The following is a 21089-nucleotide window of genomic DNA, read 5'->3' as shown; positions in this document are numbered from 1 at the left end:
GCCCGCTACAGCGGCGCCGGGTGGATGGTCACCGCCACCTCGCCCAGCGGCACCCGCTCGCCCTGCGGGCCGCGGCCGAAGGCGTGCACCCGCACGCTGTCGCCATCGGCCAGGTAGCCCCGGGTGCTGCCGTCGACCAGTTCGAGCGGGCGGGCGCCGTCGTCGGTGAGTTCCAGCAGGCAGCCGCGCTCGGTGCGGGCCGGGCCCGAGATGGTGCCGGTGCTGATCAGGTCGCCGGTGCGCAGCCGGTGGCCGCCCGAGGCGGCCTGCGCGAACAGTTGCGCGGGGGTCCAGGCCAGGGCGGCCGTGCGCGGCCGCGACACCACCTGGCCGTTGAGCTCCAACTCCAGGTCGATGGCGGGCGCGGGCTCCGGCGCGAGCAGGTACGGCAGCGGCGTGCGGGAGCCGGGCGCCTCCTCGGCGGCGGGCACCGGCCCGGCCAGCGCGTGCGTCGGGGTGACCCACGGCGAGACGACGGTGCGGAAGGCGTCGCCGAGCAGCGCGCCGAGCGGGCCGAAGGCCCAGGTCTGGAAGTCGCGGGCGCAGAAGTCGGCCACCAGGGTGAGGCCGAAGACGTGGTCGGCGTAGTCGGCGGCGGTGACCAGGCGGTCGGCGGGCGTGGGCACCCCCACCACGGCGGCCAGCTTCACCGCGACGTCGAGCTTGGTGGTGGGCCCGAAGGCCGCTCCCTCGGCGCCCTCGGCGCGGAACTGGCCGCTGGGCCGCTCGACCGGGGCGGCCGAGGTGCGGACCGCGCCGGCCCGGCGCGGCAGCGCGAAGGGCATTCCGGCGGCGCTGGGCGGTAGCGGGCTGCCGTCGGCGCCGAGCAGTTCGGCCACCGCCTCGGCGTGCGCGGGCGCGGAGCTGAACTCCACCACGTCGCCGGTGGCGACCGGCGGGTGCAGCTCCACCTCGCCGATCGGGCTGAGATGGCGGGACAGCCCCGGGGCGGCGCCAGCGGCGAGCAGCCCGGCCAGCCGGTCGCGCACGGAGGTCCAGGCGGGCCGGCCGGCCCGCAGGAAGGCGTTGAGGGAGCCGGCCGCGAACCAGCGGCGGTCGCCGACGGCCTCCTCGGCCGCGAGGCCGGCCAGGTCGAGCACCTGGGTGCCGACGGCGGCGCCCACGCGCGGCAGCTCGCCCCGCCGGGAGAAGACGCCGTAGCGCGGCTGCCAGGCGGCGTCCGCCGGACCGGGGGCCGTCACGGCTCAGCCGCCCGGCGGCACGGGCCCGCTGCGCACCCGGCCCATGGGCGGCTCGGTCGGCACGGCGTGCGATTCGTCGCCTGAGGGGTCGTCGGGCTGGGGGTCGGGCACGGCGCCCTCGTCGTCGTAGCCGCGCGACCGGGCGGCGGCTTCGCCGCCGCGGGCGGGGGCCGGGGCCGCCAGGGGCGCGGGCTCGTCGACGGGCGTGCGCGGGTGGTGGCCGGTGGTGCCCGGGGTGCGCTGCGGCAGCCGGGGGAGGGTGTGCCGCCGCACGTCGCGGTGGCGGACCGGGACCCGGGCCAGCGAGGGCGCCGCGGCTGGCTCGCCGGGCGCCTCGGGCTCGGGCGCCGGCTCGGTGACCGGCTCGGGCTCGGGGCGCCGGAAGCGGCCGGTGGTGGTGGTCGCGTTCGCGGCCGACACTGCGGACACCGCGGGCTCGCGGTCCGGCTCGGGCTCAGGCGCCCCGGCGGGCTCCGGTTCACCCGGGCGGGGCGGCCCGGGGGGCGGCGCCTCGGGGCCGTCCGCCTCGGCCGGAGCGCCGCTCGCGGCGGCCGCGGCCGGCCGGGCGTCCGGCTCGGGCCCGGGCTCGGGCCGCTGCTCGGACAGGGCGGGCGGCTCGGGCAGGGCGCGGACGGGGGCCAGCGGCACGGTGGTGTCGGCCGGCCCGGCCTGCTCGGGGGCGTCGGTGTACTCGGGCCGGTCGGCGTGCCCGGCGGGCGGCTCGGCGCGCTCGTCGTCGTCGGGCGCGCGCACCAGGGTGAACAGCAGCCAGGAGACCAGCCCGAAGGCGAGCCAGGGGATGGCGGCCAGGCCGGTGGCGAGGTCGGGGCGGACGATACCGGCCGGGGCGGCGCCGTAGACGGTGGCGGCCAGCAGCAGGACCAGCAGCGCGTAGAACAGCAGCTCGGTGGCGAGCACCAGCACCCAGTGGCGGGCGTTGAGGGCCAGCACGCCGATGAAGAAGGCGGCCAGCAGCGCGTAGCCGAGCGACGGGTACAGGAAGGCCTGCTGGGCGGGCACGCCGCCGCGCACCACCAGGGCGAGGATCGCGGCGAAGGACAGGTAGACCGCGGCGCCGCCCACCGCGAGGCCGACCAGCAGCACGCTGAGGGTGGCCAGCAGCCGGGGGAGCCGGCGCCGGCTGGGGGGCCGGGGGGCCGCTGGGCGCGCGGACCTGGGGTGTCTGGTCTCCATCAGAAGGGAGATTAGCCAAGTTTGCCGTGACTCGGGGGTAGTTGATCGTCGGCGCCGGGGATCTGGGGATGCGGCCGGACGCGCCCGGCCGCGTCCGGGACGGGGCGGCCGCAATCCTCGCGGACGCGGCCCTTCGCGGAGGCCGATCGCCTAACCTGTGAGACGTGAGCCTGCGCTTCTATGACACCCGGCACCGTGCGGTACGCGACTTCGTCCCGGTCATCCCGGGGCGCGCCTCGCTGTACCTGTGTGGCGCCACTGTGCAGGCTCCGCCGCACATCGGCCACATCCGGTCAGGGATCAACTTCGACATCCTGCGCCGCTGGCTGAGCCACCGCGGCTACGAGGTCACCTTCTGCCGGAACGTCACCGACATCGACGACAAGATCATCAACACCGCGGCGGCCGAGGGCGTGCCGTGGTGGGCGGTGAGCGAGCGCAACCAGCGCGCGTTCACCTGGGCGTATGACGTGCTGGGCTGCCTGCCGCCCACCGTGGAGCCGCGCGCCACGGGCCACGTCCCCGAGATGATCGTGCTGATGCGGCGGCTGATCGAGTCCGGCCACGCCTACGCGGCCGAGGGCGACGTCTACTTCTCCGTCGACTCCTTCCCCGAGTACGGCGAGCTGTCCAACCAGCGCCCCGAGGCGATGCGCGCCTCCGACGACTCCTCGGCCCCCTGCAAGCGCGACGTCCGCGACTTCGCGCTGTGGAAGGGCGCCAAGCCGGGCGAGCCGAGCTGGGAGACCCCGTGGGGGGAGGGGCGCCCCGGCTGGCACCTGGAGTGCTCGGCCATGGCCACCAAGTACCTCGGCGCCGCCTTCGACATCCACGGCGGCGGCCTCGACCTCGTCTTCCCGCACCACGAGAACGAGCTGGCCCAGTCGCGGGCGGCCGGCGACCCCTTCGCGCAGTACTGGCTGCACAACGGCCTGCTCACCGTGGGCGGCGAGAAGATGAGCAAGTCGGTGGGCAACTCCCTGCTCATCCCCGACCTGGTCCGCCGGGTCCGCCCGGTGGAGCTGCGCTACTACCTGGGCCAGGCCCACTACCGCTCCACCTTCGACTTCTCCGACGAGGCGCTGGCCGAGGCGGCCGCCGCCTACCAGCGGATCGAGGGCTTCGCGGCGCGAGCGGTCGAGATCGTCGGGGTGCAGGAGCCCGGCGAGGTCCCGGCCGAGTTCGCCGCCGCGCTCGACGACGACCTCGGCGTCCCGGCCGGGCTCGCGGTGGTGCACGCCGCCGTGCGCGACGGCAACTCCGCGCTGGCCGCGGACGACAAGGACCGCGCCGCCCGGCACCTCGCCGAGCTGCGCGGCATGCTCGGCGTCCTCGGCGTCGACCCGCTGGCCGAGCCCTGGGCGGGCTCCGGGGACGGCTCGGAGGCGCGCGAGGTGGTCGACGCGCTGGTCGCGGTGGTGCTGGAGCAGCGCCAGGCGGCCAGGGCCCGCAAGGACTACGCCGCCGCCGACGCCATCCGCGACCAGCTGGCCTCGGCCGGGGTGCTGGTCGAGGACACCCCGCACGGCCCCCGCTGGGAGCTGAAGCGGGGCTGAGCGGGCCCGGCGCTCGCATAGCATCGGAGGGTTGCGGGCGCCACGCCCCGGCGGCGGCGCCGCTCGCGTACGACCCAACGGCGGCCGGACCGATCCTGTCAGTCCGTCCCAGCGCCGCCCCCTTTCGATCGGGAGAAGCACCATGACGGCCAGCAAAGGCGGCCGCGGATCGCGGGCGCCCAAGGGCAGCGGCGGAAAGGGCCACCGCGCCCTGGAAGGGCGCAAGGACACCATCCCCGCCTCGCAGCGGCACTGGTACGGCAAGAAGCAGGCCGACCGCGCCGCCAAGCGCGACGCCAAGTTCGGCGACGCCCCCGCCCCGCGCGCCGTCGCGGCGCGCCGCGGCCGGGGCGAGCGCGAGATGGTGGTCGGCCGCAACCCGGTGGTCGAGGCGCTGCGGGCCCGCGTCCCCGCCGACGCGCTGCTGCTGGGCGTGAGCGTCGACGCCGACGACCGCGTCAAGGAGGCCGTCCGCATCGCCGGCGACCTCGGCGTGCCCGTGCAGGAGGCCGGCCGGGCCGAGCTGGACCGGCGCACCGAGGGCGCGCCGCACCAGGGCCTGGCCCTGGTGGTGCCGCCGTTCCCGTACGTGCACCCCGGCGAACTGCTCGAATCGGCCATGGCGGCCGAGGCGCCCGCGCTGGTGGTGGCGCTTGACGGCATCACCGACCCCCACAACCTCGGCGCGGTGGCCCGCTCGGCGGCCGCGTTCGGGGCGCACGGCCTGCTCATCCCGGAGCGCCGCGCGGCCGGGGTGACCGCCGCCGCCTGGAAGACCTCGGCCGGCACCCTGGCCCGGCTGCCGGTGGCGCGGGCGGTGAACCTCACCCGCACCCTGGAGGACTACCGGCGGGCCGGCCTGTTCGTGGTCGGCCTGGACGGCACGGCCGAGGCCGACATTGACGCGGTCGACCTGCTCACCGGCCCGGTCGTGGTGGTGGTCGGCTCCGAGGGCCGCGGCCTGTCGCGCCTGGTGCGCGAGCGCTGCGACCTGGTGGCCCGCATCCCGATGGGCCCGGCGGCCGAGTCGCTGAACGCGTCGGTCGCCTCCGGCGTGGCGCTGTACGAGGTCAGCCGCTCGCGGTCGCGCTCAGCCTAGTGCGGTGACCGGCGGCATCGGCCGACGCCGACGCCGTCCCGGGCGGCCGGTCCGAGACCGTGCGAGTCGGTCATGAGCCGAGGAGGAGGCGTGCCGCTTCGAGCACGACCGCGTCGTCGTTCTCGGCGTCCTCGTCGTCGGTCCGGGTCATCACCGCGAAGCTGCGAGGGGGCTGCCCCGGGCGGTACAGGACGCCGGCGTCGTTGACGACGCCGTACGCGCCCGCGCCTGTACGGTCGGTGAGCTCGTCGCCGGTCCGCAGCGCTTCGGTGATCCGTGAGGTCTCGTTCCAGAGCATCCAGGTGTTCAGCCGAGCGGCGGTGTAGGCACCGGCGCTTCGCTCCACGAGGACGGCATGCATCAGCATCGCCACCTCGGCCGGAGTGCTGGTGTCGCGGTCGTCGCCGGGCACCGCGGCGTTCAGTTCGGGTTCGAGGCGGTCGAACCTCGTGACCGCCGCGCCGAGCGATCGGGTGAACTCCGTCAGTACCGCTGGGCCGCCCAACTCGGCGAGCAGCAGGTTCGCAGCCGTGTTGTCGCTGTAGCGCAGGGCGGCCTCGGCAAGATCATGGGGGCTGATGGGACCGCTGCGCTCTGACAGCACCGCCGAGTTGATGACGACGTCGGACTCGTCGTAATCGATCGCCGCGTCATACCAGTATTCGCGGTCGTCGCCCCGGTCGTGCAGGAGCGCGGCCACGAGGAAGCTCTTGAACACCGAGCACGTCGGCATCACCTGGTCCGGCCGGTGCGCCACGAGCCGCCGGCCGCCTTCGAGCAGTACCGCCCCGACCGTGCGGCCGGTGCGCTCTTCCAGGGCGACCAGCCCATCTACGACGCCTCCCGGGTCGGAAGCGGGGATGGGGGTGGGATCGGGCCCGGTGCCCGGACGTTCGTCGCCCGCGCAGCCGACGAGAGCCCCGAGCGAGCTGACGAGCAGACCGCCGAGCGCCGTGCGACGGGACAAGGGACGGGCCAGAAGAGAAGGACGAGGAGTCATGTGACGATCGTGCCGCCGCGTCGTTACGCTGTCACAGCATGAAATCCGGCGGATCAATGTGGGAAAGGCATGCATGGCTCGTACGCTCGACCTCGTTCCGGCGTGCCAGGCGTTCGTGGCCGTCGCGCGGCAGGAGAGTTTCACGGTGGGCGCGGCGTCCATCGCCGTCTCGCAGCCCGTGGTGAGTCGGCGCGTCGCCGCGCTGGAGCGTGCGCTGGGCGGCGCGCTGCTGGAGCGCTCCTCCCGGCGCGTCTCCCTCACCCGCTACGGCAGGACCATGCTTCCGGTCGCCGAGCAGGTCGTGGCCGCCGTGCAGGCCTTGCACGACGGGGCCGCCCGCCACCGTGAGGGCGCTCTGCTGCTGGCGCTGCCCGATGGCCCTGAGATCGTGGAAATCGCCTACCTGGCGTCCCGCGCACTCGCACGCGGTGTCGCCGTCGAGACCCGGCCCGGCGATCCGGACGGACGGCGTCGTGCCCTGGCGGGGGATCTGGTCGACCTCGCGGTCGTCACGGCTCCCGCCGATGTCGCGCGATGGACCTCCCCCCTGGGCGTGGCCGCGCGCGGCGGAGCGGCCGGGCCCTTCCACCTGACCGAACTCCGGCGCGGTCGGCGCGACCGCACCGCGGTCACCCTGTGGGGGACCGCGGAGGACGACGTCGCCCATATCCGCGACCCACTGGAACGCGCACGCGACGCGCACGGCCTGGCACTCGGCCAGGTGCGCTGGACGAGCACCGTCGTAGCCGTTCAGCGGGCCATCGGGACCTCGGACCTCGTCCTGACCACGGCGGCCGATGCCGCCCGGTTCGCCCTGCACTGGCGTCCCATGGTCGATCCCGCGCTGCGCCGCGGCCACGACCTACTCGCCGGAGCCGACCGGAGGCACGCGGCCGACCTGCTCGCGCCGCTCATCGGCGAGCTCCTGCATCCGCCCGACGACACCGCGGGAGCTCCGGATGCCGACTGAAGCACGACTGCTCGCCGAGGTCACGGACCTCCTCGACCGCGCCGGGCTCCGGGCCGGCATCTGCGTGCGCGACCTGGAGACCGGACGCGAGATCGCTCTCGACGCGGACCGGGCCTTCCCGCTCGCCTCAGTGGTCAAACTGCCGCTCGTGATGGCGCTGCTGATCCGGCACGACCGCGGCGACGGCCCGGCACTCGACGACGCCGTCGACATCGATCCGGCGCACAGCACAACGGGTCCGGGCGGGCTCAGCCGCTTCCGCCGGCCGGCGAGGATCGCGGTGGACGACCTGATGTACCTCGCGATGTGCGTCAGCGACAACGCGGCCGGCGACGAACTCTTCCGCCTGTGCCCGCCGGAGGAGGTCACGGCAGCGCTGCGCAAGCGCGGCCACCGCGACATCACGGTCCGGCACCTCGTGGACGACCTGCAGCGCAGTGTCGCCGAGCGACTCGGCGACGAAGGACCGCACCTCGCACTCGCACTCGCCATCCGGTCGGCGACCCGCGGTGGCGGCGATGTGATCCCGCAGCTGGACGTCGCACGCGCCAACGTTGGGACCGCCCGTGCCCTCACCGACCTGCTCGCCGACATCTGGTCCGCAACCGGTCCGTGGGCGGTCCGGCTGCGCGAACTCATGGCCGCCAACATGCTGCGCCAGCGCCTGGCTCCCGATTTGGAGTCCGACGTCGCCCGGTGGTCCTCCAAGGCCGGTACCTTCCTCACCCTGCGCCACGAGGCCGGCGTGCTCGAGCACGAGTTCGGCGACCGCTACGCGATCGCCGTCCTCTCGGAGTCATCAGTCCCGGCGCGCGCGCAGCCGGCGGCCGACGCCGCGCTCGGCGAGGCCGCACGACTGCTCCATCGGCATCTCCGCTCTCTCAACCCGGCCATCGCGAGCACCGGCGGCCAGTGACATCCGGTCGGGCGGCGCGGTGTGCCTCCGCCCATCGCCTCCGGTACACGACGACCGAGTCCACCGCCGCCGCCCTCCGCGCGTCCGCGCCCGGCGGCCGATCCGCGCGGCTATGGCGCCGTTCCGCCCTGGCCTGCGGCGATGTCGGTGAAGGACCGTTACGGGGGGTTTTCGCGGCGGGCGGACGGGCAGCAGGGTAACCGGTCGCGTACGGAGGGTGGCCCATCCGCTCGCGCCGGGCGTCGACCTCGCACCCCGACCGCTCCGCCCTGCCGGAACGCCCGGCACCGGCCGAGGCCCGCCCCTCGGCGCCCGGCCGTGCAGCGGAGCGGGGCCCGGACGCCGCGGCCGGAGCGGCGCGGGCCGCCGGGTGCGGACCACGGGCTTTCGGGGGAGGCGGCGATGGCGGACGGAACGGTGCTCGCCCTGGTGCGGGAGCGTGCGCGGGAGTACGGCCGGGTCGTGACGGACCGCGGCAGATGGGCCGAGGTGCTGGCACCGGGGCTCGACCTCCCGCCGCAGGGCTGGAAGATCCACATCTCGGCCCGGCCGTCCACCCTGGGCGCCACGGTCGAGCGGGTGCTGCCGCTGCTGCTGGAGGCGCCGTGCCGCTTCGAGTTCGCCCGCGACGTGCAGGCGATGGTCGAGATCAACTCCTCGCGGAGCGGGATCGGCGGTGTCGGCAAGGCCGTCACCGTCTACCCGGATCCCGAGCACTTCGCCGGACTGGCCGGGAAGCTCGCCGCCGAACTGGTCGGCCTGGAGGGGCCGCGCGTCGACGGCGACCGCAGGGTCCGCCCCGACGCCCCCGTCTACTACCGCTACGCGCCCTTCCGCCCCGGCTACGCCGCCGGCGCCGCCGGCGACTTCGAGAGCGTGGTGCGCGGCCCCGACGGCCGACCGCACCCCGCCGCCCCCACCGCCGGCTACCACCCGCCGACCTGGAGCCCCGACCCGCTCACCGGGGCACTGCCCCCGCCCCCCGGGCCGGACGGCGACGCCCGCCAGGGCCCGGCCGAACTGCTGCTCGGCGGCCGCTACGCGGTGCCGTCGGCGCTGCAGCGGCGCGCCACCGGCGGCGTGTACCGGGGGACCGACCAGGTGACCGGCGCCGCCGTGGTGGTCAAGGAGGCGCGCGCCCACACCGAGGAGGACCGCTCGGGGCGGCGCGACGCCCGCACCCGGCTGCGCGAGGAGCGTCGGGTGCTGGAGGCGCTGGCCGGCCTGGACGGGGTGCCGCAGGTGCTCGACCACTTCAGGCACGGCCCGGACGAGTTCCTGGTCACCACCGACGCCGGCCCCTGCGACCTGCGCGTCGACGTGATCGAGCGCGGCCCCTACACCACGGCCGAGCGCGACCTCGCCGGGCTGGCCGCCAGGCTGCTCGCGGTGGTCGACGCGGTGCACGGGCGCGGCGTCGTCATCGGCGACCTGGCGCCCAAGAACGTGGTGGTCGGCGACGGCGGCCGGCTCACCCTGGTCGACTTCGAACTCGGCCACGGCGCCGGCCAGCGCTTCCACGGCTGGACCCCCGGCTACTCCTCGCCCGCGCAGGAGCGCGGCGAGCCCACCGGGGTTGCCGACGACTACTACTCCCTGGGCGCCACCCTGTTCTACGCCGCCACCGGGATGGCGCCGCTGACCCGCCCGACCCGGCGGGTGCCCGACGACGGGCGGATGGCGGCCACCCTGCGCGCCCAGCACCCCGGGCCGCACCCGGTCAGGGACCTCATCCCCGAACTCGTCGCCGACGACCCCGCCCGCCGGTGCGCCGCGGTGCGGGCGCTGCGCGAGCGGCGCCCGGCCGTCCCGGCCCCGCGCGGCGCCCCCCGCTACACGGTGGCGGCCGGCTCGGTGCCCGCGCTGCTGCACGGCGCGCTGGAGCAGGCGCACACCGCCGCCCGCGCGCTGCTCGAAGGGGGCGACCGCGGCCCGGCCGGCTTCCCCAGCCCCGTCAACCTCTACCGGGGCGGCGCCGGGATCGGCATGGAGCTGCTGCGCCACGGCGACCCCGCGTCGCGGCGGCTGGCCGAGGCGCTCGCCTACTGGGCGGCCGGCTTCCTCACCCTCGCCGAGGCGCCGCCCGGGCTGTGGACCGGCCAGGCCGGCGCGGCCGTCTTCCTGGCCGCCGCGGCGCGCGCCCTGGAACCTCCCGGGCTCGACCGCTCCGTGCGGGCGCTGGCCCGCTCCGCCCCGGAGGCGGCGCCCGGCGCCGACCTGGCCGGCGGCGCCGCCGGGATCGGCCTCGGCCAGCTGCTGCTGTGGCACCACACCGGCGACGGCACCCGGCTCGGCCTGGCCGCCCGCTGCGCGCGGCGGCTGGTCGAGGCGGCGCCTGGGGAGGAGGGCGCGGGACCGGACGGCGAGCCGCCGCCGGGCCGGGCGCTCGGCCTCGCGCACGGCCTGGCCGGCGCGGCGCACGTGCTCGCGCTGTACCAGCGGGCGGCCGCGGCGCACCCGGACGCGGTCGCGGCGGACGGCCCCGAAGCCGAGCCGCTGGACGCGGCCGTCGACGCCCGGTTCGCGGCGCTGGCCGACCGGCTGCCCGAGCTGCTGGACGCGGCCGCCCGCCCCGCCGCCCGGCCCGCGGCCGCCTCGCTGTGCCAGGGGCTGGCCGGGATCGGCACGGTGCTGCTGCGCGCCCCCGGGCCGCGCGCCGAGGAGTACCGGCGCCTGGCGGCGGCCGCCGCCGACGCCTGCCACGCGCACGCGCCCCGGATGCCCGGCACCTCGCAGTGCTGCGGGCTGGCCGGGATCGGCGAGCTGCTGCTGGACGTGGCCGAGCACACCGGCGACGGCGCCTACCGCGACCGCGCCCGCGACGTGGCCGGCCTGATGCTGACCCGCTCCGACGGCACGCCGCGGGCGCCGGTCTTCCTGGACCAGACCCGCCGCCCCGGCGGCGGCTGGGCCACCGGCGCCACCGGGGTGCTGGCCTTCCTGCGCCGGCTGGACCGCCCGGGGGAGCCGCGCCAGTGGCTCGGCGACGAGCTGCGCGCCGCCCTGCCCGCCCCGGCGCGCGGCGCCGTGCCCGCCCCGCGCGCCGCCGCCCTGGAGGGCGCGCGGGGAGGCGCGAGCGGCGGTTGACCTTGCCGTTACGTCAACTCCTAACGTCGGTCCCATGAGCGAGAACGACACCGCACCCGTGATCGACCGGACCATCTACCCGATGCCGATGTTCGCCACCTTCCAGGTCGCCGACATCGCCGCCGCCACCGCCTTCTACCAGGCCGTCGGCTTCGTCTCCCTGGCCGTCATCCCCGGCCCCGACGGCGGCCCCGCGGTGGTGCACCTGCGCCGCACGCGCAACCAGGACCTGCTGCTCGTGCCCGGGAAGCCCGAGCGCGGCAGCACCACCGTGAGCTTCCTCGCGGCCGGGCAGGACCTCGCCGGGCTGGCCGCCGCGCTGCGCGCCGCCGCCCCGGCCGGGGCCCGCGTCGAGGGGCCCGCCGACACGCCCTGGTTCACCTCCGACCTCACCATCGACGACCCCGACGGCAACCGGATCATCATCACCGCGCGCCGCGACGCCGAGACCGCCCGCGCCATGGAGTGGGCCCGCGACACCATCCAGGGCGACTTCGTGGTCGAGAACTAGAGTCGCGTCAGGGGGAGGGCGCCGTGGAGTGGACCATCCAGCAGGTCGCCGAGAGCGCGGGCGTCACCAGCCGGACGCTGCGCCACTACGACGACATCGGGCTGCTGCGGCCCTCCCGGGTCGGCGGCAACGGCTACCGCTACTACGACGCGGCCGCCATGGCCCGGCTGCAGCGCATCCTGCTCCTGCGCGAGCTGGGGCTGAGCCTGCCCGCCATCGCCGAGGTGCTGGACCGCCAGCGCGACGAGGACGCGGCCCTGCGCGCCCACATCGCCTACCTCGAAGCCGAGCGCGCCCGCCTCGACCAGCGCATCACGGCCGTCCGGCACGCCCTGGACGCCCGCCGCTCCGGCACCGACCCGTCCCTGGAAATGATGCTGGAGGGCTTCAACGACCCCTACCGCGACGACATCGTCTCCCGCTGGGGCGAGCGCGTCTTCGAGGAGAGCAACGCCTGGTGGCACGGGAAGAGCCTGCGCGAGCAGATGGAGTGGAAGCGCGACACCGACGACCTGGTCGCCGCCTGGGTCGCGGCCTGGGAGGACGGCGAGTCCCCCGGCTCGCCCCGCGCGCAGGCGCTGGCCGCCCGGCACGTCGCCTGGCTCGGCGCGATCCCGGGCACCCCGGTGGCCGACGGAGACCGCGAGCGCTCCATCGAACTGGTGCGCGACCTGGGCCGCATCTACGTGGAGGACCCCAACTACGCGGCCGCCTACGGGGGCGTGGCCGCCGCCGCGTTCGTCCGAGACTCCCTGCGCGAGTACACCCGGCGCTCCATGTAGCCGCCGCCCGCTCGGCTCAGCCGGCCACCGGGTGGATGGCCAGCTTGAACTGGGCGTGGGTGAGGTCCAGTGCGCCGGCGGCGTTGTGGCGCACCAGGAAGCCGATGGGGGTGCCGGGGCGCACGAACATCTCGTGCGACTTGTGCGCGTACTGGCCGCCGGGGCTGGCGGCGCGGTCCTCGGTGGCGGTGGAGTCGTAGCCGGTGGACAGGCCGAGCGGGTCGCGCACGAAGCGGTCGCGCACCTCGGTGTAGGAGCCGTCGGCCCAGTAGGCCATCGCGGTCAGCGAGCCCCAGCCGCCGACCGCCGGCCAGATCAGCCCGGCGCGGTCGTCGGCGCGCCAGTCGGCGATCCGGTGGCCGTCGGGCTGCGCCGCCTGGTGCATGCCGTGGGCGTCGTAGGACTCCCCGCCCCCGAAGGGGAAGCGCACGATGTGGTACTCGCCGTCGCCGGGCACCGACTGCGGCTCGTTCAGGATCAGCGAGCAGACGTGCACCGCCACCGGCGCCTCCTCACTCCAGGCGGGGACTCCCCGCGTCGACGGACACGCAGAGCGTAGCGGCCCCGCCGCCCCCGCGGCAGGGGCGGCGGAACTCAGGCGGAGGTGGGGCGGGGCGTCCCGGGCAGCGGCGGCAGGTCGCCGGGTATCTGCTCGAAGCGCCGCCGCAGCGGCCAGGGGTGGTAGGCGTGCAGGGCGGTGAGGACGGAGGCCAGCGGCGCGTCCGTCCCCCGCGCGTCGGCCGGGAGCCGGGCGAGGACGGAGTCGAGCGTGCTGGGCGCCCGCTCCGTGGTCGCGACCGCGGCCAGCGCCGCGCGCAGCGGCTCCGCCGCGTCCGCGCGCCGCCCCAGCCGCAGCAGCGTCTGGCACTCGTGCAGCGCCAGCGTCCACATCCGCTCGTGCCGGTCCAGGGCGGCGGCGGCCAGCGCGCGGTTGCGCTGCCGCTGGACCTCGGGGTTCGGGTCGAGGTCGTCGGGCACTTCGGCGGTGGCGGCGGGGCGCGGCCGGGTGGCCGGCGGCAACGGCGGCGGGGCACTCGCGTGGTGGTGCAGGCGCGCGTAGAGCAGCGCGATATAGCCGACCAGCGCCGCGAGCGCGGCTCCGCCGCCCGCCGCCGAGCCGCCCCAGGGCGCCGGTCCCCCGAAGGCCAGGTAGACGCAGCCGGCCGCCAGCACCGCCGAGCCGCCGAAGCAGAGCGCGGCCAGCGCCGGCAGCCACCGCCGCGGCCCGGGCCCGGCCTCGACGCGCTCGGCCACCGGATCGGGCAGGTAGCGGGGCGGCCGCGGCGCGGCCGCGTGCTCGGTGACGGCGCGGGCCAGCAGCTCGGCGGAGCCGGCGACGGCGGCGGTGACCGCCGCGCCGCCCAGGTAGCCGGCGAGCTGGGCGGTCATGGCGGGCAGCGGACCGGCCGGCAGGGCGAGCAGCCCGTGCCCGGCGATCCCGGCGTGCGCGACACCGGCGGCCAGCGCCGCGAGCAGCACGGCCGCGCCCGGCCCCGGCCGGACGGGCCGCTCGGGCGGCGGCTCGGGAGCGGGCGCGGGGGCGGACTCGGGCGTGGGGGAGCCCGGGTACCGGGGCGGCATCGGGACCTCCGCGTAGCGATCCAGTGCGCCGAGGGCCGCGGTGTGCGTGGTGAGCAGCTGGTGGCCGCGCTCGCGCAGCCACCGGTCGCCGTGGCCGGCCGGTTCGTACCGCCCGGTCCGCCGGGCTCCTGGCCGGGCGCTCATCGCTCCTCCTGGGCATCGTTCGCGGGCTCGGGCTCGTTCGCGGGACGCGCTTCGCGGTCGGCCGCGGCGTCGGGCGGTGCGGCTCCCAGCCGGGTGTACAGGCGGGTCCGCGACTCGGCCAGCGCGGCGCGCAGCGGCGCCGGGTCCAGCTCGCGCACCGACCTGACCACCTCGGCGAGCGGGCCGAGGCCCGGCGTGGGCTGCCGGACGTTCTCGAAGAAGCGGTACAGCAGCTCGACGTCCTCGGCGGTCAGCTCGCTCGCCGCGGACGGGGGCGGCCGATCGGGGTCGTCGGGGAAGGCGTCGCCGGGCGCCTGGAAGCCGATGACCCGCGGCGGCTCCCAGCCGGCCCGGCCGTGCCGCAGCCGGGCCGGCAGGATCAGCGCCGACCAGGCCCGCCCCAGCTCGGCGCGGGCCTGGGTCAGGCACTGGTCGCGGCTGGAGCGCAGGGTGCGCCAGTCGGCGTCCAGCCGGCCGAGGGCGCTTTCGGCCGCGGCGACCCGCTGCTCGGCCTCCTTGCGGATCCGCTTCATCCGGCGCCGCGCGGACCCGATCTTCTCCTGGTACGGGTGGTAAGCGTCGATCTCGCCGGCCATCACGATCAGCGCGAGCATGAGCAGCAGCACGATCACCTGCCAGGGGTGGGCGCTGATGTCGGCGTCGGGCCCGGCGGCCTCGTTGTTGGCCCGGATCCCGGCCCACAGCGCGAACACGCACAGCAGCACGACGGGGAAGGAGAGCAGCGCCACCGTCCGCAGCGCGCCGTCGGCGAGCCGCCGCAGCAGGGCGGCCACGCCGCCGCCGCCCGTCTCGGCCGTCCGCCAGTGGTGCCGCAGCCGCCAGACCGGTCCGGCGAGCCGCCGGGCGCCGAAGTACATCCCGATGGCGAGCACCGCGCCGACGCCCAACCCGAGCAGGCGCAGCAGGTCGTCCCGGCCGGCGTTGAGCAGGCTGGAGAAGACCTGCTGGAAGAACCAGGCGTCGAACACGGCGACGACGGCCAGCGCGCCCAGGCTGAGCCACCGCAGCAGCCGCGGCGGCGGCTCCAGCTCGGAGCGGGTGTGGTCGGCGAAGTCGCGCTCGACGGCGGCGATGTCCGCGGGGCCGGCGGCCAGCCGCTCGTCCCGCGCCAGCTCCTCCAGCCGCGCGATCGCCGAGTCCGCCCGGGTGTGAGCGCCGCTCACCCGGGCGGTGAGCCCGTCGAGGTAGTCGCGGTAGCCGTTGAGCAGCGCGGCGACCCGCGCGCCGGAGGTGACCAGCTCGGCCATCTCGCCGTTGTCGAGCCGGTCGGGCTCATGCGGTTCGACCAGCGAGCCGTACACGGTCTGCTCGTGCAGGCGGCAGCCGCAGCCGTGGTGGCAGGGGAACGGGGCCAGCGGGATCGCTTCGGGGAATCTGAGCGCCGGCTCGCCGCGCTCCGGTGGTGTGTCGATCATGGTGTCTCGCTCCTGGGCGCGTGGTCAGGCCTGGTTGAATTCGATCTCGACCCGGCGGTTGAGCCGTCCGCACTCCTCGTCGAAGGCGCCGGCGGACATGTCGTCGCAGACGGGCGCGGAGTCGCCGCGCCCTTCGGCCCGCACCCGGGTGAAGCCCTCCGCCGCCAGGTGGCGGCGGACGGCCTCGGCCCTGCGCTGGGACAGCCCCTCGTTGTAGCCGTCGTCGCCGCGCGAGTCGGTGTGCCCGGTGACCTCGACGGTGCCGCGCCGGTCCAGCAGGCCGTCGTTGGCCGCCACGACGGCGTCGATGCTCTCGACCGCCTCGGGCAGCAGTTCGGCGGAGTCGGTGTCGAACAGGGCGTCGGCCGACACCGTCACGGTGATGCCCTCGTCGTCGTAGCCGGCCAGCAGCACCGGTGCGTCCTGCTCCCGCTCCACCTCGGGCGCCGGCACCCACAGCTGGTCGGACGCCTCGGTGAAGTCCCCGGATCCGGTGCCGGTCAGCTCGGCGCCGACGGCGTCCCAGAAAGCCGCGATCCGCTCAGTGCCCTGTGTGCCGCTCAGCTCGCCGGTATGCTCGACCCCCTCGCCGGAGATCCCGACGAGGCGCAGGTCCACGCCCGCAAGGGAGGCGTCCGGCCATTCACCGCGCTCCTGGCAGTCGGCCGCGATCGCGGAGTGGTCGGCTTCGGCGCCGAGCACCCGGTTCAGGTCCATGCATCCGGTGTTGCTCTGGCCGTCCGTCACGATCATCAGCTGCCGCTCCCCTTCGCCGGTGAAGCTCTCTGCTCCGGCGCTGATCGCGGCCAGCACGTCGGTGCCGGGCGCGCGAGGTGGGGCGGCGATGGCCTCCTGGACCGTCCCGCGCACGCAGCCGCGGATCTGTTCGAGCTGCTGCTCGTCGCCCTGGGCCAGCACCTCGGGGAGCGGGGCCGCGTCGATGTGGGGGGTGACGCTGGAGGCGTCGCCGTCGAAGGTGCCGACCGAGACCAGGCGCTCGCCCGACAGATCGAAGACCGCCGCGACGGCGTCGGCCACGTCCTGGCCGAAGTCGCGGACCTCGCCGCTGTCGGTCTCCCACATGGACGCGGACAGGTCGATCAGCACCACGAGTTCGGCGGCGACGTCGGAGGGGTCGGCGCCGGCCTGCGCCTCGGTCCACGCGCACGCGTCGGCGGTCTCGTCGGGTTCGGGCACGCCGATCAGCGCGTCGCAGCCCGCCAGCGGCAGCGCGGCGGCGGCGAGGGCGGCGGCCAGGCGCGGCAGCGGTCCGCGGTGGTCAGCGCGCATGGCCGGCCTCCCCGACGGCCGTGCCGTTCCCCCGGTCGCGGGCGGGCACCGGCAGGCCGAGCTGCTTGAGCATCTCCCGGAAGATGTGGTCGGAGCTCATCATGAAGCTGACCTGGTCGAGTTCGCCTTCGCGGTTGGTGGAGATGATCTCGCTGAGGTCGTTGAACAGCTCGACGGTGGCGCTCTGCCGCTCCTGGAGCATCTCCGCCAGCCGCTCGGTGGCGTGCTCGGGCGTCTCCGCGAGGCTGAGCGCGTAGGGCGCCAGCCAGGTGGCCCGCGAGTCGTCGACCTCTCCGGCGCCCTTGAGCGCGTCGAGCAGCAGCTCCTCCCACTCGTAGCGCAGCATGCGCAGCTGGGCGATCCTGGCCACCTGGTAGCGGCCCTGGCCGTCCAGCTTGATCAGCTCGTTCCCGACGCGGACGAGCAGTTCCCGCACCGGCTCGCTCACGTCGACGCGGCTGCGGGTGGTGCACTGCACCTCGCCGTCGTCGAAGCAGCCGGCCAGGCGCGTCGACAGCGCCTCCTCCAGCTCCGCCGCCTGGAAGGGCTGGTAGCGGCGGGCCAGCGGACGCACCAGGTCGATCACCCGGTCGGTGATCTCGGTGCGGTGCCGGGCGAGCGAGCGGCGCAGCCGCGCCTCGGTGCTCTCGCGCAGGCTCTCGTCCAGGATCGTCACCTGCGCGCACCAGTAGCAGCGCACCTCGATGACGAACACGTGCCCGTCGCCGGCGGCGGGCGACTCGAAGCGGACGGTGTCGGGCCGGGCGTGCACGGTGACCTGGAGCGGGCGCTCCGGCTCGGCCGGGTCGGGCCACGGGGGCAGCGGTTCGTTCTCCCGGTCGGTCCGCGGCCGGCCGGGGACGCGCGCCGCCGGGTCGGCGGCGCGGCCGAGGTCGATGGGGCGGCCCAGCCGGCCGCGCAGCCGGTCGACCAGCCGCCGCCACAGGGCGCGCGCCGAAGCTCGTGTACTCATCGGGTCCCCTCTCCCGCCGCCCGGTGGCGGCGGAACTCGCGGTAGAACGCGATCCTGGAGCGCAGCCGCGGATCGGCCGCCAGCCGCGCGAACAGGTCGTGCATGTAGGCACGCTCGGGCGTGCCGGGGGCGGCGGAGCGGTCCCAGCTGATCAGGAACCGCCACGCGTGGTGGAACAGGTGCGCGTCGACCAGGGCGGTCCGCCACAGCTGGACGATGTCCTCGACGGGCACGGTGCCGGCGGACCCGTCGGGCGGGTCGGCCAGCCAGCTCAGCAGGTCGTAGCGCTCGGGCCGCCGGGGCGCCCCGTCCGCGCCGGACCCGCCGGGGTCGGCCGGCAGCAGGGCGATCAGCATCAGCGCCTGGGTGACCTGCGGCGTCACCGCGGGGTCGCGGCGCGCCCAGGCCAGCAGTTCGCTGAGCACCTCGCCGCGCTGATCGGGGCCCGCGGTGTAGATCTCGGCCAGCGCCGAGCTGACCAGCCAGCGGACGTCGGGCCGCAGCACCTGCCCCGGGCGGCCCCGCGTCCAGCGCCGGGCGAGCACCACCTCGCGGATGCCGCGCAGCGCCTCCTGCGGGTCGTCGCGGCCGATCTCCGTGCCGTAGGCGCGCAGCGCGATCAGCACCTGGAGTCGGTCGCCCGACCGCGCCCACCTGCGCAGCACCGCGCGGGCCTCGTCCGCGCGCGCCCCGTCCTTGACCGCCTTCTCCAGCAGCCAGGCGGCCGCCTGGTGGTGCGCCGGCCGGACCGACCCGGCCCACGCGTCGAGCACCTCGCGCTTGATCTCGGCGAAGTCGATGCCGGCCAGCCGGCCGAGCGTCTGGGCCGCGCTGATCCGGACCCGGGTGTCGTGGTCGAGGCACAGCTCGCGCAGCCAGTCCAGCAGCGGCCCGCGGCAGGCGTCGAACTCGCTCCAGGCGACGTCGACCAGCGCCCCGGCCAGCCGGGGCTGCTTCATCCGGACCAGCTGCCGAACGGAGCCGCCCGTCGCCGGTCCGGCGGAGCGGGCCGCCACGATCCGGATGTGCCGAGTGCGGTTGTGCAGCGGGTCGGTGAACACCTGGCGGCCACGGGAGCCGTGCGGGTTCTCGGTGGCGCGCAGCAGCTCGGCCAGCCGGCCGGCGGCGCGGATCACCGTGTTCAGCTCGTGCCTGTCGAGCACGGCGCCGGCCAGCGCGTAGGCCTGCTGGGTGGGGGACTCCACCGCGGGCGCGGCGCGCAGCAGCTCGCGCGCCTGGTGGCACAGCAGCCGGTGCCGCACCTGGCGGACCGCGGGCGGCGCGCCCCGACCGGTACGCCACCAGTCGGCCAGCACCGACGCCAGTTCCACGCATTCGGCGGGCGCGGTCAGCTCGTCCAGCCAGTCGCGCGTCTCGGCGTCCTCGCGCGCCGCCGCGAGCACGGCGCCGTCCTGCTCCGGCGCGTCCAGGCAGTGGCGCAGGTGCGCGCGCAGGATCCGCTCCGGGGCGGCCGGCTGGTGGTGCAGCTGGTACTGGCGCACCTCGGTGACGGGGTTGGGCTCATCGATGAGCACCACCAGCGACGCTCTGTTCTGCCGCAGCCAGGACTGGACCTCCTTCACCTCGGCGTCGGGCACCGTGGCCGGCCACATCTGCCCGGTCGCGTCCAGGACGTGGCCGTGCCCGGGGCGCAGCCGGGCGGTCAGGGTGCCGAAGGGGCTCTGCGGATGCAGCACGGCGACGAGCGGGTCCCGCTCGGTCCGCAGCGACCACCGGGCGAGCGCGTCGCCGGCCGAGGCGTGGCGGCCGGTGGACGCGGGGCCGGTCAGGAAGACCAGCGACAGGGTGTCGAGCAGCATCCGCAGCTGGGGGTCGGACCGGGTCGCCACGTAGGTCCTGGCGTCCTCGCGCAGCCGGTCCGGGTCGACCGGGCCGGGCCGTTCGTGGCGGCCGCCCCCGTCGGGGCCGCCCCCGAAGCTGATGCCCTGGCCGTCGGTGATGACCACGGAGCCGATGACGGTGCGGTTGTCGAAGCCGGCCAGCCGCTGCTCGCGCTCCAGGCCGCGCTGGCGGAAGGCGTTGTCGGAGAACGCGTCCTCGCCCGGGTCGATCGCCGGGGCGGGCTGCGCCGGGGCGGGCGGTTCGGCCGCCGGGGGCGGGCCGTCCGGCACGGGATCGCCGGGCGGCGCCGGTGCGGGCAGGGCGGGCGGCGTGGCGACCGGCTCGGGATCACCGGCGACCGGCTCTTGAGGCTCCCGTGGCTCTCCCAGCGGGAGCGCCGGCGGGGGAGCGCCGGGCGGCTCGGAGGTCTCCGGGGGCCGCTCGGGGCTGTCGGTGCTCATCGGTCCGACGGCTTCCCGTAGTGCTTGTGGCGGCCGCCGAAGGTGGTGTTGTGGGCGTTGGGCATCTCGATGCGCTCGTAGTAGTCGCCGCTGACGTGCCTGCTGCCGTCGACATCGCGCCCGAGCACGGCGTCGCCGCCGACGCTGCCCGACACGGTGTTGGCGGTGCCGTCCGGGCCGGGCGCGGCGGCAGGCCGCTCTCCCCCGGCGGGCTCGGACGCCGGGCGGCCCGGCACGTGCAGCCAGGCGGTGGCGGCGAAGTTCTTGGCCGGGACGCTGACCGGCACCTCGCGGAAGTCCTCGGCCAGCAGGTCGTCGTGGTTGTGCCGGATGACGTCGGTGAAGATGCGGTCGGAGACGATGAGCACCAGGTCGGAGCCCGGGTGGCGCTCCAGCGCGTCCTTGGCGGGCTCGGACTCGCACAGCCGGCTGACCGTGACGACGGCGTCGCCCGCGAAGCCGTTGTCGGCGAGGTGCACGATGCCCTCGTGCGCGGCCAGCCGGACGCGCAGCCGGGCGTGCTCGGCGCGGTCGCGGTTGTAGTGGAACAGGGCGACACGCAGCTCGCGGACCAGGCCGCTGATGGTGCGGGCCTCGTCGATGCCGGGCGGCAGCAGGGCCAGCTCGCCGTCGCCCTGCGGCTGCCTGGTCCAGTGCGCGCGCTCCAGGCCGGCCCGGCGGCACGAGGTCTCCAGCACCTTGGGCAGCGCGCGCTGCGCCTCGTACTGGCCGACGTCGTCGCGGGAGCCGTAGGACTTGAGGTCGGCGCTGAAGCACAGCCGGCGGATTCCCGGGTTCAGCGGTCCGGTGGATTCCATGGGCGACCCTCCTGGGGCGGTCGGTGGTGAGCGCGGAACCGGCGGCGGACGCGGCCGCCGGCTGCCGTCACCGTGCCGCGCGCCGGGGAGGGGCACCTCATCCGTTTACGGGATCTTCCGGATCCGGCCGCATCGCGCCCTTCGGGCCGCCGTGACCGGCCTGGCCGCCCGTGCCGCGGCCGCCCGGAAGGCCCTGGTGGCGGGCGGAATAGCGCCTCGGCGGGCCG

Annotated in this window: 17 protein-coding genes; 7 read left to right on the top strand and 10 right to left on the bottom strand. The window is 76.3% G+C overall.

The annotated features are described in order from the left end of the window. Nucleotides 1-5: 5 nt before the first annotated feature. A complete protein-coding gene (locus CLV72_RS08530; protein ID WP_106242636.1) occupies nt 6-1202 on the bottom strand; it encodes a fumarylacetoacetate hydrolase family protein in 1197 nt (398 codons plus the stop codon). Between the two features lie 3 nt (nt 1203-1205). Further along, a complete protein-coding gene (locus CLV72_RS08525; protein ID WP_106242633.1) occupies nt 1206-2396 on the bottom strand; it encodes a hypothetical protein in 1191 nt (396 codons plus the stop codon). A gap of 164 nt (nt 2397-2560) precedes the next feature. Here CLV72_RS08525 and cysS point away from each other — a divergent pair, with 164 nt between their 5' ends. Further along, nucleotides 2561-3952 (top strand): cysteine--tRNA ligase, encoded by a 1392-nt coding sequence (cysS, locus tag CLV72_RS08520; protein WP_106242631.1) that lies wholly within the window; start codon nt 2561-2563, stop codon nt 3950-3952. Between the two features lie 142 nt (nt 3953-4094). Continuing rightward, nucleotides 4095-5051: a 23S rRNA (guanosine(2251)-2'-O)-methyltransferase RlmB gene (gene rlmB / locus CLV72_RS08515; protein WP_106242628.1), complete on the top strand. Its 957-nt coding sequence runs from the start codon at nt 4095-4097 to the stop codon at nt 5049-5051. A 70-nt stretch (nt 5052-5121) separates the two neighbouring features. Here rlmB and CLV72_RS08510 read toward each other — a convergent pair whose 3' ends face one another. After that, nucleotides 5122-6051 carry a serine hydrolase gene (locus tag CLV72_RS08510; RefSeq protein ID WP_170140920.1) on the bottom strand — a complete coding sequence of 310 codons (930 nt, stop codon included), beginning with the start codon at nt 6049-6051 and terminating at the stop codon, nt 5122-5124. Between the two features lie 73 nt (nt 6052-6124). Here CLV72_RS08510 and CLV72_RS08505 point away from each other — a divergent pair, with 73 nt between their 5' ends. From CLV72_RS08505 to CLV72_RS08485, 5 genes are all read left to right on the top strand, one after another. Beyond that, nucleotides 6125-7021 (top strand): LysR family transcriptional regulator, encoded by an 897-nt coding sequence (locus CLV72_RS08505; RefSeq protein WP_106242625.1) that lies wholly within the window; start codon nt 6125-6127, stop codon nt 7019-7021. Next, entirely contained in the window at nt 7011-7937 is a 927-nt protein-coding gene (locus CLV72_RS08500; RefSeq protein WP_106242622.1) for a serine hydrolase, read from the top strand. Before CLV72_RS08505 ends, CLV72_RS08500 begins: the two co-directional genes overlap by 11 nt. Nucleotides 7938-8339: 402 nt before the next feature. Further along, a complete protein-coding gene (gene lanL / locus CLV72_RS08495; RefSeq protein ID WP_106242619.1) occupies nt 8340-11024 on the top strand; it encodes a class IV lanthionine synthetase LanL in 2685 nt (894 codons plus the stop codon). 34 nt (nt 11025-11058) lie between these two features. Next, on the top strand, nt 11059-11535 hold the full coding sequence (locus tag CLV72_RS08490) for a VOC family protein (protein ID WP_106242616.1): 477 nt from the start codon (nt 11059-11061) through the stop codon (nt 11533-11535). Between the two features lie 23 nt (nt 11536-11558). Continuing rightward, a complete protein-coding gene (locus CLV72_RS08485) occupies nt 11559-12317 on the top strand; it encodes a MerR family transcriptional regulator (protein WP_106242611.1) in 759 nt (252 codons plus the stop codon). A 16-nt stretch (nt 12318-12333) separates the two neighbouring features. Here CLV72_RS08485 and CLV72_RS08480 read toward each other — a convergent pair whose 3' ends face one another. From CLV72_RS08480 to CLV72_RS08450, 7 genes are all read right to left on the bottom strand, one after another. Continuing rightward, nucleotides 12334-12819, bottom strand: a complete 486-nt coding sequence (locus tag CLV72_RS08480; protein WP_106242607.1) for a hypothetical protein — start codon at nt 12817-12819, stop codon at nt 12334-12336. A 92-nt stretch (nt 12820-12911) separates the two neighbouring features. After that, nucleotides 12912-14042: a hypothetical protein gene (locus CLV72_RS08475; protein WP_106242604.1), complete on the bottom strand. Its 1131-nt coding sequence runs from the start codon at nt 14040-14042 to the stop codon at nt 12912-12914. Further along, nucleotides 14039-15478: a hypothetical protein gene (locus tag CLV72_RS08470; protein ID WP_106242600.1), complete on the bottom strand. Its 1440-nt coding sequence runs from the start codon at nt 15476-15478 to the stop codon at nt 14039-14041. The genes CLV72_RS08475 and CLV72_RS08470 overlap by 4 nt, the downstream gene beginning before the upstream one ends. A 24-nt stretch (nt 15479-15502) precedes the next feature. Beyond that, on the bottom strand, nt 15503-16768 hold the full coding sequence (locus CLV72_RS08465; RefSeq protein ID WP_106242597.1) for an OmpA family protein: 1266 nt from the start codon (nt 16766-16768) through the stop codon (nt 15503-15505). Next, nucleotides 16758-17741: a hypothetical protein gene (locus CLV72_RS08460; RefSeq protein ID WP_106242594.1), complete on the bottom strand. Its 984-nt coding sequence runs from the start codon at nt 17739-17741 to the stop codon at nt 16758-16760. The genes CLV72_RS08465 and CLV72_RS08460 overlap by 11 nt, the downstream gene beginning before the upstream one ends. Then, nucleotides 17738-20044 carry a hypothetical protein gene (locus CLV72_RS08455; protein ID WP_106242590.1) on the bottom strand — a complete coding sequence of 769 codons (2307 nt, stop codon included), beginning with the start codon at nt 20042-20044 and terminating at the stop codon, nt 17738-17740. The genes CLV72_RS08460 and CLV72_RS08455 overlap by 4 nt, the downstream gene beginning before the upstream one ends. Further along, nucleotides 20041-20862, bottom strand: a complete 822-nt coding sequence (locus CLV72_RS08450) for a hypothetical protein (protein ID WP_106242586.1) — start codon at nt 20860-20862, stop codon at nt 20041-20043. The genes CLV72_RS08455 and CLV72_RS08450 overlap by 4 nt, the downstream gene beginning before the upstream one ends. Nucleotides 20863-21089 lie beyond the last annotated feature (227 nt).

The sequence above is a fragment of the Allonocardiopsis opalescens genome (assembly GCF_003002095.1).
In the GTDB taxonomy this organism is placed as follows: Bacteria; Actinomycetota; Actinomycetes; order Streptosporangiales; family Streptosporangiaceae; genus Allonocardiopsis; species Allonocardiopsis opalescens.
Note: the sequence above shows the minus strand (reverse complement) of the source record. Positions and strands in the feature narration are given on the sequence as shown.

What these genes read in the sequence shown, in the direction of transcription:
- CLV72_RS08525 (WP_106242633.1), bottom strand. Translation starts at nt 2,396, where the DNA reads ATGGAGACCAGACACCCCAGGTCCGCGCGCCCAGCGGCCCCCCGGCCC.
- rlmB (WP_106242628.1), top strand. Translation starts at nt 4,095, where the DNA reads ATGACGGCCAGCAAAGGCGGCCGCGGATCGCGGGCGCCCAAGGGCAGC.
- CLV72_RS08510 (WP_170140920.1), bottom strand. Translation starts at nt 6,051, where the DNA reads ATGACTCCTCGTCCTTCTCTTCTGGCCCGTCCCTTGTCCCGTCGCACG.
- CLV72_RS08505 (WP_106242625.1), top strand. Translation starts at nt 6,125, where the DNA reads ATGGCTCGTACGCTCGACCTCGTTCCGGCGTGCCAGGCGTTCGTGGCC.
- CLV72_RS08500 (WP_106242622.1), top strand. Translation starts at nt 7,011, where the DNA reads ATGCCGACTGAAGCACGACTGCTCGCCGAGGTCACGGACCTCCTCGAC.
- lanL (WP_106242619.1), top strand. Translation starts at nt 8,340, where the DNA reads ATGGCGGACGGAACGGTGCTCGCCCTGGTGCGGGAGCGTGCGCGGGAG.
- CLV72_RS08490 (WP_106242616.1), top strand. Translation starts at nt 11,059, where the DNA reads ATGAGCGAGAACGACACCGCACCCGTGATCGACCGGACCATCTACCCG.
- CLV72_RS08475 (WP_106242604.1), bottom strand. Translation starts at nt 14,042, where the DNA reads ATGAGCGCCCGGCCAGGAGCCCGGCGGACCGGGCGGTACGAACCGGCC.
- CLV72_RS08470 (WP_106242600.1), bottom strand. Translation starts at nt 15,478, where the DNA reads ATGATCGACACACCACCGGAGCGCGGCGAGCCGGCGCTCAGATTCCCC.
- CLV72_RS08465 (WP_106242597.1), bottom strand. Translation starts at nt 16,768, where the DNA reads ATGCGCGCTGACCACCGCGGACCGCTGCCGCGCCTGGCCGCCGCCCTC.
- CLV72_RS08460 (WP_106242594.1), bottom strand. Translation starts at nt 17,741, where the DNA reads ATGAGTACACGAGCTTCGGCGCGCGCCCTGTGGCGGCGGCTGGTCGAC.
- CLV72_RS08455 (WP_106242590.1), bottom strand. Translation starts at nt 20,044, where the DNA reads ATGAGCACCGACAGCCCCGAGCGGCCCCCGGAGACCTCCGAGCCGCCC.
- CLV72_RS08450 (WP_106242586.1), bottom strand. Translation starts at nt 20,862, where the DNA reads ATGGAATCCACCGGACCGCTGAACCCGGGAATCCGCCGGCTGTGCTTC.